Raw genomic sequence first — 11,178 nt, forward strand, 5'->3', positions numbered from 1 at the left:
TCCCCACCGGAGCCGACCCTTGGGGCGTGTCGTGGCTACAGCCAGGCGAGTGCCGATTCAGCCAGTTCGCGCTCCTCATCGATCGCGACGTTCCATATGCTCGGCCCGCCCCCGCGGTCGATCCGCGTGGCTCCAGCATCGTTGACGTCAGGTGCCAGCGCCAGGCCGAGCCAGGCCAGTCGCGCGACGATGCGAGCCCGCAAAACCGGCGCGCGATGGCCGATGCCGCCGGAAAAGACGACATGGTCGAGACCGCCAATTGCCGTGGCCATGGCCGCGATGGACTGCGCAATCCGGACTGCAAAGAGCTCCACGGCAAGCTGGGCCTGCGGGCCGGGATCCGTCAGCAACACGCGCATGTCGCCATGGCCGGCGATTCCGGCAAGGCCTGCACTGCGGTACAGGCCGTTTTCAAGCGCCTGCGCATCCAGGCGTTCATGCCTCAGCAGATACAGCAACGCGCCGGGATCGAGATCTCCGGAGCGGGTAGGGCTCGGGATTCCACCCAGCGGAGTGAGCGCCATGGTGGTGTCGCGGCTGCGGCCGCCCTCGACGGCGCAGACGCTGCAGCCACCCCCCAGATGCGCGAAGACAGCGCGGCCCTTCAGGATTCCAGCGTCGTGGCTGGCCACTATGCGGAGCGCGGAGGCAAAGGCGAGTCCATGGAAACCGTAGCGGCGGATGCCCAGCGCATCCCATGCTTCAGGGACAGGCAAGCGCCGGCTCCAGGGCGCGAGCGACGCGTGGAAGTCGGTGTCGAAGGCCACGCCTTGGCGCGCGTGCGGCCAACGCATGCGCGCGGCACGCGCGAAAGCGAGGGCTACCGGCTGGTGCAAGGGTGCGAACGGCACCAATGCATCCAGTTTCGCGAGCACGGTTTCGTCGAGCTCGCGGGCGTCGTGCAGGTCACCGCCATGTACGATTCGGTGCACCACCACGTCGGGGCTGGGCCACGGCTCCGACAATGCCTCGAGCAGGGTGGCAAGGCGCTCCTGCGCATCCACGCCGACTGGAATTTCGGCCCGGGAGCGCTCGAGCAGACGAGACTGCGCGCCGTGTCCCTCAGTGTTGAACAGATAGGACGCGCCCTTGAGGGTGGACGAGCCAACGTTGAGTGCAAGAAGCCGGCGCGTGGTCACAGGTGTCCCCGAATCATGTTCATGGGGACCGCACCGCCCGGCGCAACAACTGCGCATTGATTGCCACAACGACGGTGCTCAGCGACATGAGCACTGCCCCAAGCGCAGGTTGCAGCAGGATCCCCCATGCGGCGAGAACGCCAGCGGCGAGAGGGATGGCGACGATGTTGTAGCCGGCGGCCCACCACAGGTTCTGGATCATCTTGCGATAGGTGGCCTTGCTCAATTCGATGATCGCTGGCACGTCGCGCGGGTCGCTGCGCACGAGTACGACGTCGCCGGCCTCGACCGCGACGTCCGTCCCTGTGCCGATGGCGATGCCGACGTCGGACGTGAGCAGCGCCGGAGCGTCATTGACACCGTCACCCACCATCGCGACGCGCTTGCCCTGGGCCTGCAGCTCCTCGATCTTTGCCACCTTGTCCTCGGGCAATACCTCGGCGAAGACGGTGTCGATGTTGAGTTCCTTCGCGACCGCGTTTGCGACCGCCGTGGAATCACCCGTCAGCAGGACAACCTCCAGTCCTTCGTCGTGCAGCCGCTTGACCGCGTCGAACGATTCGGGACGGATGGCATCCGCGATCGCAAATACGGCGAGCACCCGGTCGCCTTCCACCAGGTAGGTTGCAGATTGACCATCGGCTGCCGCTGATTCGGCAGCCCGCCGAAGCGTCTCCGGCGGTTCGACCGCGAGCATTCTCAACAGACCCGGCCCGCCAACGTGAAGCGAGCGCTCCTCGACGACTGCGCGCACGCCGCGTCCCGGCATGGACTCGAAGTCCTGCGACATCGGAACGTCGATGCCATGTTCCTTGGCGCTGGTCATCAGCGCCTGCGCGATCGGATGTTCAGCGTCGCGCTGGACCGACGCGGCCACGCGAAGCACCTCGTCGTCGGTGAGTCCATCGGCGGCAGTGGTCTTCACGACGCGGTGCGAACCGAGCGTGAGCGTGCCTGTCTTGTCGAACACGACCGTGTTCAGCAAACGGGCCTCTTCCAGGCCGCGTCGATCGCGCACGAGCAGGCCGTTCCGTGCGCCAATCGTGGTCGAGATGGCGGTCACCAGCGGGATGGCCAAACCCAGCGCATGGGGACAGGCGATCACGAGCACGGTCACTACGCGCTCGATCGTGAAGCTCCACGGTCGACCGAGGAGTGGCCAGACAATGGCGGTAACCGCGGCGGAGACGATGGCGATGATCGTGAGGTAGAACGCCGCCCGGTCCGCCAGGGCCTGGGCGCGCGAGCGCGACGTCTGGGCCTGCTCGACGAGCCGCATGATACCCGCGAGCGCGGTCTCGTCGCCGGTTCCCGTCACCTCGACACGCAACGAGCCCTGTCCGTTGACGGTGCCGGCGATCACCCGGTCGCCCGTCGACTTGTCCATCGGCTTGGACTCGCCGGTGATCATCGCTTCGTTGACGGCGCTGGTCCCTTCCTTCACGACGCCGTCGGCGGGAATGCTCGCGCCGGGCCTGATGAGCAGCAGGTCGCCGCGCTTCAGTTCCGCGACAGGGACTTCCTTCGCGGTACCGGCCTCATCCAACCGCACCGCCATATCAGGCAGCAGCTTCGCGAGTTCCTTGAGAGCGCCCTGTGCCTGGTTGATCGAACGCATCTCGATCCAGTGGCCGAGCAACATGATCGCCACCAGCGTCGCCAGCTCCCACCACAGGTCCAAGCCCTCGACAACGCCGAGCGTGACCAACGCGCTGTAAAGGAAGGCGACGGTGATCGCAAGCGAGATCAGCGTCATCATGCCCGGCAGGCGATTTCTCAGCTCGTGGTATCCGCCGCGGAGGAACGGCGAGCCGCCGTAGAAGTACACGATCGTGCCGAACACCGCCGGGATGTACGCCGACCCCGGGAACTGTGGTGCGGTGTAGTCGAACCAATGCTGGATCATCCCGCTCCAGATCAGAGTGGGGATGGTCAGCAGCAGCGTGAGCCAGAACTTGTCGCGGAAGCTCGCCACGCTGTGGCCGGCATGCTTGTCGTGCCCGGCATGGACGTCACCTTCAGCACCCGTGCGGGGATGCGGCGGTTGCTCGCCGTGCGCCTGATGATCTTGATGATGATGATTGTGTTGCGTCATGGGTCTGCCTTCCTGGATGCACTGATGCGCCGGGCACCAGCGGGGAGATAGATCAGTGTTCTGTTACAAGTGTCCCGATCTGGCGATGGCCATCACCAGCCGCAGTGAGAGCAATCCCGCAGCAGCGAAAGCCACCATAGCCAGGAAAGGCATGTGACCGAACACTTGCGGGCCGTCGGAATGCAGGCTCAACAGCGCACCGCTTACGTACAGGCCCAAGGTGACCAGGGCCAACGCCAGCCGGTTGCCCGTGCGCGCGATTGCCTCCTGCGTGGAACTCAGGCCATGGTGGTGTACGGAGAAGGCGGGTCGTCCGTCGCTCAGTTGCGCCTGCCGCAACAGGTCGGTGGCGATCTGTGGCAGTTGGCGCGCAGTGCGGGCCAGCCGCATGGCAAGCGGCCTGTTGCCGCTGGGGCGGCTGGCTTCGGCAATGTCGGCGATCGCGGCCGCCTGCGCGGACAGCGTCCCCAGCAGGTCCAGATTCGGATCCAGCGCCCGCAGCGTGTTCTCGACCAGGAACAGCGTCCGGATCAGGGACAGCAGGTGGGCCGGAAGCCGGAAGCCAGCGCCCTGCCCAATGCGTGCCACGCGCCAGATTGCCTCGGCAATGGACCACTGCGCCAGCGGACGGCTGGCCATCTCGGCCAGGATCAGGTGGATCTCGCGCACATGCGAGCGGCGGTCGACCTGCGACGGGAAGAAGCCCATGGCGATCGCTGCATCCAGCACGCCCTCGGCGTCGTCGGCCGCAATGGCCTCGACCATGCCGCCGAGCGCGAGCCGGGATGCAGGGTCGAGCACGCCGATCGATCCAAAGTCATGCAGGCACAGGCGACCGTCGTCAAAGAAGAACAGATTCCCCGGGTGCGGGTCGGCATGGAAGACGCCGGCGCCGAAGAGCTGATGCACGTAGGCACCGAGCAGCGCCCTTGCCAGTGCGGGAGCGGCCGCTGTGCCGTACGCGGCCTCCAGACGGGTCCCGTGGCTTCGATCCTGCACAAGCACGTTGCGGGTGGCATACGGCTCGACGACGTGCGGCTGGGTGATGCCGGGCAGGGCATCCAGCACCTTGGCCATGCGCCGCATGTTCTGCGCCTCGTGACGCATGTCGATCTCGTCACGCAGGAATGCGCCTAGTTCGTCCACCAGTTCGAGCGGCCGGTGGCGTTTCAGTGGCGGCCAGATCCACTGGGCGACGCGCATCGTGCGCCGCAGGAGCAGCAGATCCGCCTGCACCTGGGCATGGATCCCGGGGCGGGTGATCTTGACGACCACATCGCGACCATCATGCATGCGCGCTGGATGGATCTGGGCCACTGAAGCCGCGGCCAGGGGCTTGTCATCGAAGCTGGCGAAAAGTTCGCCGACCGGCGCGCCAAACGCCTGTTCGACGATACGCATGGCCTCCTCCGCCGGGAAGGGGGGCACATCGCTGTGCAATCGCGACAGCGCCTCGCGATAGGGCGCCGGCAGCAGGTCCCAGCGCAGGCTCAAGCCCTGGCCCAGCTTGACGAAGGTGGTGCCCAACCCCACCAGTGTGGTGCTGACGTATGCCGGAAGCAGGTCGGGTGCACGTCGGCGCAGGCGCAGCACGGCGACGCCGAGCTTGAGTCCCGCCCAGGCAATCTGGCCTCCGCGCCGCACCGTGCCCGCCATCAACGCGCGCTCCCGGTTGGACAACTCATGGCGTCGACCCACTTGCAGGACGCAGGATCGTGGCCGGATCGCCCCGACCATCCACTGCCGCCAGCTCCGCTTCCGACAACAGGCCGCCCCGGGACTGGCCGAGGACGCCCGCGGCCGCATCGACCACGTGCGCCCAGGTGCTGCGGTTGGCGAACAGCAGTCCCGGCACGTCCAGCGTGCCGCCGCGGTTGACGAAGCCGAGCGCCGCGGTCGTGGCCGGGCCAGTGTCGAGCCGGCGCAGCGCGCCCAGGAAGGGCTCGGGCCGCGTATGCGTGACGAATATGCGCGGCCGTTCCGCCGGGAACAGTGCATGGACCTCGCTGTCGGAGTGCACGTACCGCGCCTCGTCCGGATCGCGCGGCGTGCGGAACCGGCCGGGCTCGCCGAGATAGACGATCGCGGCCGACACGCCACGTTCAACGAGGCGCACCTGCGCGTGGCGCACTTCCTGCAATTGGTAAGCACCGGTGGCGACCAGCAGGATCGCCGCTGTCGCCGGGTTGCCGGCCAGGCACAGCGCACCTTGGGTGGCCAGCGCCTGCGCCTGCGTCGGTGTCAGCTCGTGCGGCACCGGTCGCTTGGGGACGACCAGGGTGGTGACCGTGCCGCGTTGCGCGTAGGCGTGGGCGAGGGCCGCGGCGGCGCCGTTGGCGTCCGGGGGAAACACCACGCGCGATATGTCGGCCATTTCGCCCAGGAGCGCCTCGGCCATGGTCGAATCCTGATGGGACTGCTCGTTCTTCGCGTTCTCCCACGTGTGCGAGGTCAGCACGAGAGGCACGCCCAGCCAGCCGGGCGGTCGCCCCGCCTGTGCCTGGTGACGCGCGAAGATCAATTCCTGGCGCACGGCGCCAAGCATCTTCGGTGCGAACGCCTCGTAGGTGACCACCAGGTTCAGCCCGCCCTTGTTGCCGAGCGCGGCGCATACCACGGCTTCCTCATTAAGCGCGGTGATGACCGCGCCAGTGGTCGATTCCGCGACACCGGGCTCGGGCTCGTGCACCCGGTGCTTCATTGCGTCCAGGGTGCGATCGAGCTTGTTGCTGCGCAGCTCGTCAGGATTGCCCACGCGCACGCGCAGCCCCGGGTTCGCTTCGGCGATGGCGACGAACTGCTCGTCGAGCGCGGTCATCGGCGAGCTCTCGCCGCCGGCGCCGCGGTCGGCGATCGCCGGGACGCGGGGCGGTTCCACCTGGCGATCGGCCAGCGCATGGTCGCGCTCGCGCACGCGCTGCTGGAGGTCGTGGCTGTTGAGTGCGGCAACAGCCTCCTCGAGCTCGGACGCGGCCACGAACAGCGCCGCGGCGCCTTGATTGAAGAGCGCGCGTGCCTCGGCCTCCTTCGACGGATTCCCGGGCAGGGGCAGGTTGTGCGAGGCGTTGGTCCCGGCGCCGGGGAATCCGAAGCCCTTCACGGTTTCGGCAATGCCATAGGGCAGCCGCACGTCGGCATCGGGAACGGCGGCGCCCGCTTGCAGGCGCGACTCCATCACATGGATACCCCACGCGATGCTGGCCGGATCGCGCCCGTCCAGCGCGATCGGATCAAAGCCGTTCAATCGCAGGTGCCGGTCCAGCCACCGCTCGCCGCCCTGCTGGGCGATCTGGCTGCGCTGTTCGATGCGCCGCCCGTTGAGGATGATGATCGGGCTGACCAGCCCGCTGTCCTCGGCACGCCACCAGCGCGGCGCCCAGTCGCTGCCGCGCTGTTCCTCGAACGCACCGTCGCTGAGGAACGCCACCAGGCGTTCGTCCTTGAGCGGTGCATGCACGTACTGCAGTTCGGCAAAGCCGAGATAGCCGCCTTCCATCACGCCCCCGGCGGTGTGCGCATTGACGTGGGAGCCCAGGGGCGACGCCGGTGTTCCGTCCGGATTGAGGGTGTAGGCATAGAAGTCGCCGACGAACCGGCTCAGCCCCGCGTCGGAGCGGTCGTAACGTTCGGCGTGCCGGGCGGTCATGTTGCCAACCAGCACGTTCAGCGCGTCGATGGCGGCCACGCAGTGCCCCTGGCCCATCATCCATGCGCGGGTGACGCCATCCAGGGCGTCCATCAGCAGGTAGCCGGCGTAGGCCGGCACCATGTTGAGGGACCCGCCAGTGTGGCCTTCGGGCGTGGCCTTGAAGTCATCGGCCTCGAGGGCCGCGCCGTCGGTGCGGACCCGCTGGCTGTAGGTCATGTGGGCCACCAGCCACATGCCGGCGCTGGTGACGCGATCGGCCGCGGCGAGCCGCTGCCAGGCGGTGCCGGCATCGGGCGTGCGGCCCAAGGCCACCAGCTCGTGCACCATCTGGCGGACCCGGAGCTGGGTGAGCGGGTCATGTCGGATCACGCCGTAGCCGGCCGCCCAATGGTCAAACGCGGGATCGGCCCGCCGGTGGGCGTCGGCGAGTTCAAGGGTCCGCTGGCGCTCGGCGGCCGACAGCTGGTCGGCGGTGCAGCAGTTGAGATGCAGGTTCATGGGTCCTCCGGGGAGTCGGCCGAAGCGGACATCAGGGTCGATGCCGCGTCAGCGAGGTCCGCGCCGAGCGCGATCGCGTTCGACGGGTGGGCAATGGTGTCGGTACTGACGATGCGGGCCAGACCTGCTTCCTGCAGGCGGGCATAGGCATCGCCGGCGAACACCGGATGGATGGCGACCAGCAGTGGCGGCGGCAACGACAACCGGCGCAGGTGTGCGAGGGTCTCCAGGATGGTGTGGCCGGACGACACGATGTCGTCGATCAGGACCGGGGTCCGGCCCGCCACGGCCTGCGGGTCGGGCAGGCTGACGCGCACGTCGTAGTCGCCGTGCCGCTCCTTGGCCAGCACCTGGTAGGGCATGCCGGACAGGGCGGCGATGTCCGCTACCCACTGCTCGCTCTCGCTGTCAGGGCCGATCAGCACAGCGTCGGGGACGGTCTCAGCGATCCAGCGGGCCACGGCCGGCGTCGCCGATACGTGGACCGTCGGAATGCGGTAGAGCGACTGCAGGCGCTCGACGCGGTGCAGGTGCGGGTCCACGGTCACCAGCCAGTCGAAAGCCTCTTCGAGGAATTGCGCAAACAGCGGTGTACTGACCGCCTCGCCGCGATGGAAGCGGGTGTCCTGGCGCATATACCCCAGGTAGGGTGCGATGAGGCCGACCGAACGAGCCCCGAACTCGCGCGCGGTCCGGGCGGCGAAGCGCAGCGGGAGGGCCAGGGCATCGGCGTTGCGCAGGCTGGCCAGGATCGCCACATCGGCGCCGTCCAGTGCGTCGTCCAGGGTGACCAGCGACTCGCCATCGGGGAAGTGCCGCCAGGCCACGGGTGCAATGCGCGCCTGCAGGGGCTGGTTGATGGTGCCGGCCAACACTGCATCGGCCGGGAAGGGCATCAGCACACGGGTCATGGAACCTCTCCAAGCACAAAGGGTTGCAGCGTCGCGGCGTGCTCCAGGGCGTAGGCCAGTTCTCCCGGCGACTCCGCATGCAGGGTCATCATGGGCTGTCCGCGCTCGACCGTATCGCCGATCCGCAGACCGGTTTCGAGGCCGGCGGTGGGGGATGTCGGGGCGCCGGCCAGCTTGGCCAGTTTGGCCAGCCTGCGGTTGTCGATCGCCGCGATGCGGCCCGATGCAGGCGCCGGGACGTCGGCGGTGAACGCCGCCCGTGGCGGTTCGCGGAAGCCTCCCTGGGCCTCGCAGATCGCCAGGAACTTGGCCAGCGCCGCCCCGGAATCCAGCACGCCGCGCGCGCGCTCCAGTCCGGTGCCGGCGTTGCTGCCCGCTGCCATGTCCAGCAGCGCCGCGGACAGCGCAAGTGCGCGTTCGCGAAGGTCGGCGGGTGCATCGGCCGCGTTGCGCAGCACCTTGAGCACGTCGTGCGCCTCGAGCGCCGGGCCGATTCCCCGACCCACCGGCTGGGTGCCGTCGGAGCGATGGATGCCCAACTGCAATCCCAGCGCGCCCGCGGTGTGGGCAAGCCGCGTGCCGAGGCTGTGGGCCGCGGCCTCACCTCGCACCTTGGCCGTCGGACCCACCGGCATGTCGATCAGGACGTGGGTGGAGCCCGCGGCTATCTTCTTCGACAGCACGCTGGCGACCAGTTGGCCGTCGCTGTCGAAATCCAGCGGGCGCTGGACCCGGATCAGGATGTCGTCGGCCGGGCTCAGGCGCACGTTGCCACCCCACACGATGCAGCCGCCCTCGCGCTCCACCACCCGGCGCATCGCCGCCAGGTCGAGCGCCACCGGCGCCATCACTTCCATGGTGTCGGCGGTGCCCGCGGGCGACGTGATCGCGCGCGACGAGGTCTTCGGGATGCGGTAGCCCAGCGCAGCCACGATGGCCACCACGATCGGGGTGGTGCGATTGCCCGGCAGGCCACCTACGCAGTGTTTGTCCAGCACCGGCCCTTCGCCCCAGTCCAGGCGCTGGCCCACGGAGATCATGGCTCGCGTCAGCGCGGTCGTCTCCGCATGGTCCAGGCGGTCACCCGCGCTGGCAGTGACGAAAGCTGCAAGCTCCAGGTCCGACAACCTGCTTTCCATCACGTCCTGCACCAGGGCGAAGTACTGCGCGTCGTCCAACCGGGCGCCGAACACCTTGGCACGGAGCGCGCCCGCCGACGCCGCGGGTTCCGCGTGCCTGACGCCGGCGAGGGCGTCGGGCGCGGGATCGAGGAGCGTCCACGCGGCCTCCGACAACGCCACCTCGTCCAGGCCGAGCCGATCGTCGATGACCACGTTCAGCGTCGCCACCAGCGTGCGGGCGTCCACGTCCAGCCTGACGCGCGTCATCGCGGCAAAGCCTTCCGAGCGACAGACCTCGCAGTCGCGGTGCATATAGACCACCGGCTGCTGGTAGGTGTCGATGCCGGCACGGGTGACGCGCAGGCGGGTGTGGCCCGGGGCCTGCGTGGTCATCTCGCATCCTCCAATCCGACTTGCTCCAGGTGCCCCGGCACGCGCGCACGCCAGCCCAGTTCACGCTGCACGCGCCCGCGCAGCGTGTCTGCAGCGTCGGGCTCGCCGTGGGTGAGGTAGACCATGCGCGGCGCGGACGGCGCGGTGCGCATCCAGTCCAGCAGCTCCCCGGCGTCGGCGTGGCCGGAGAAGCCCTCCAGCTGCACCACCTCGGCGCGGATGGGGACCTCGCGGCCGAACATGCGCAACGTGCGCTTGCCTGCCGCCAGCGCGGCACCGCGTGTTCCTCCGGCCTGGTAGCCCGCGAGCAGGATCGCGTTGCGGTCATCGGGGCCGAACGCCTCGATGTGGTGCAGCACGCGCCCGCCGGTGATCATGCCGCTGGCCGAGATGATGATCATCGGCCCGCGCTGGCGGTTGAGTGCCTTCGACTCTTCTACAGTGTTGACGAAGGTGGCCACGTCGAACATCCGCTGGCAGTCCTCGTCGGACACGTGGTGCTCGGAGTGGTGGTCGTGGTAGTGCCGGGTCGCGTTGATCGCCATCGGGCTGTTGAGGTAGACCGGCACGCGAGGGATGTCCTTGCGCTCACGCAGCCGGGCGATATGCAGCATGAGCGCCTGGGCGCGGCCGATGGCAAAGGCGGGAATGACGATCACGCCCCCGCGGGCGGCAACGCGGCGGATGATCGGTGCCAGCTCGGCTTCTTGGTCGATCGGAATGTGTTCCCGATTGCCATATGTGGATTCGCAGACCAGGACGTCACAGGCGGGCAGGGGCGTCGGCGGATTCATCAGCGACTCCTGCTGCCGTCCCAGGTCGCCACTGAAGTGCAGGCGCTGGCCCTGGACGTCAAGGCTGACATGGGCAGCGCCCAGGATGTGGCCGGCAGGATGGAAGCGGATCGTGACGCCTGATGCGACCTCGATGTCGCGACCATAGTCATGCCCCTTGAGCTGCTTCAGGCTGCGGCGGGCGTCATCCTCGGTATAAAGCGGCCGTGGTTCCTTGTGCTTGGAGTACCCCTTGCGGGCCGCGTACTTGGCCTCCTCTTCGAGCAGGTGTCCGCTGTCGGGAAGCAGCAGGCCGCACAGGGCCACGCTGCCATGGGTGCAGTGGATCCGGCCGCGGAACCCTTGTTTGACCAGTGCGGGCAAGTAGCCCGAATGGTCCAGGTGGGCGTGGGTCAGGACCACCGCGTCGATTGATGACGCCTCGACGGGAAACGGAGCCCAGTTGCGCTCGCGCAATTGCTTGTAGCCCTGGAACAGGCCGCAGTCCACGAGCACGCGCTGACCGTTGGCCTCGACCAGGTAGCGCGAGCCGGTCACGGTGCCCGCGGCACCGAGGAATTGCAGGGTGGGGTTGGAAG

7 protein-coding genes are annotated in these 11,178 nt (G+C 68.3%); all 7 read right to left on the reverse strand.

The features are described 5' to 3' along the window. Nucleotides 1-35 precede the first annotated feature (35 nt). The 7 genes from AC06E9_RS07195 to AC06E9_RS07225 all read right to left on the reverse strand — a co-directional run bounded on the left by AC06E9_RS07195 (nucleotide 36) and on the right by AC06E9_RS07225 (nucleotide 11,137). Complete coding sequence (locus AC06E9_RS07195) at nucleotides 36-1,139, reverse strand: acetate/propionate family kinase (protein ID WP_036196077.1); 1,104 nt, start codon at nucleotides 1,137-1,139, stop codon at nucleotides 36-38. A 19-nt stretch (nucleotides 1,140-1,158) separates the two neighbouring features. Further along, nucleotides 1,159-3,234: a heavy metal translocating P-type ATPase gene (locus AC06E9_RS07200; RefSeq protein WP_082316348.1), complete on the reverse strand. Its 2,076-nt coding sequence runs from the start codon at nucleotides 3,232-3,234 to the stop codon at nucleotides 1,159-1,161. Nucleotides 3,235-3,297: 63 nt separating this feature from the next. After that, nucleotides 3,298-4,890, reverse strand: coding sequence for an ABC1 kinase family protein (locus AC06E9_RS07205; RefSeq protein WP_017355174.1), 1,593 nt, complete (start codon nucleotides 4,888-4,890; stop codon nucleotides 3,298-3,300). 25 nt (nucleotides 4,891-4,915) lie between these two features. Further along, nucleotides 4,916-7,381: a phosphoketolase family protein gene (locus AC06E9_RS07210; RefSeq protein ID WP_478055794.1), complete on the reverse strand. Its 2,466-nt coding sequence runs from the start codon at nucleotides 7,379-7,381 to the stop codon at nucleotides 4,916-4,918. Continuing rightward, the gene (locus tag AC06E9_RS07215; RefSeq protein WP_017355176.1) at nucleotides 7,378-8,292 is read right to left on the reverse strand and encodes a ribose-phosphate diphosphokinase; all 915 of its coding nucleotides are present in this window, start codon (nucleotides 8,290-8,292) and stop codon (nucleotides 7,378-7,380) included. The genes AC06E9_RS07210 and AC06E9_RS07215 overlap by 4 nt, the downstream gene beginning before the upstream one ends. Next, nucleotides 8,289-9,806: a thymidine phosphorylase family protein gene (locus AC06E9_RS07220; protein WP_049404647.1), complete on the reverse strand. Its 1,518-nt coding sequence runs from the start codon at nucleotides 9,804-9,806 to the stop codon at nucleotides 8,289-8,291. Before AC06E9_RS07220 ends, AC06E9_RS07215 begins: the two co-directional genes overlap by 4 nt. Next, the gene (locus AC06E9_RS07225; RefSeq protein WP_229301209.1) at nucleotides 9,803-11,137 is read right to left on the reverse strand and encodes an MBL fold metallo-hydrolase RNA specificity domain-containing protein; all 1,335 of its coding nucleotides are present in this window, start codon (nucleotides 11,135-11,137) and stop codon (nucleotides 9,803-9,805) included. The genes AC06E9_RS07220 and AC06E9_RS07225 overlap by 4 nt, the downstream gene beginning before the upstream one ends. Nucleotides 11,138-11,178 lie beyond the last annotated feature (41 nt).

The sequence above is a fragment of the Stenotrophomonas sp. Steno-Z10-BAI genome (genome assembly GCF_056393115.1).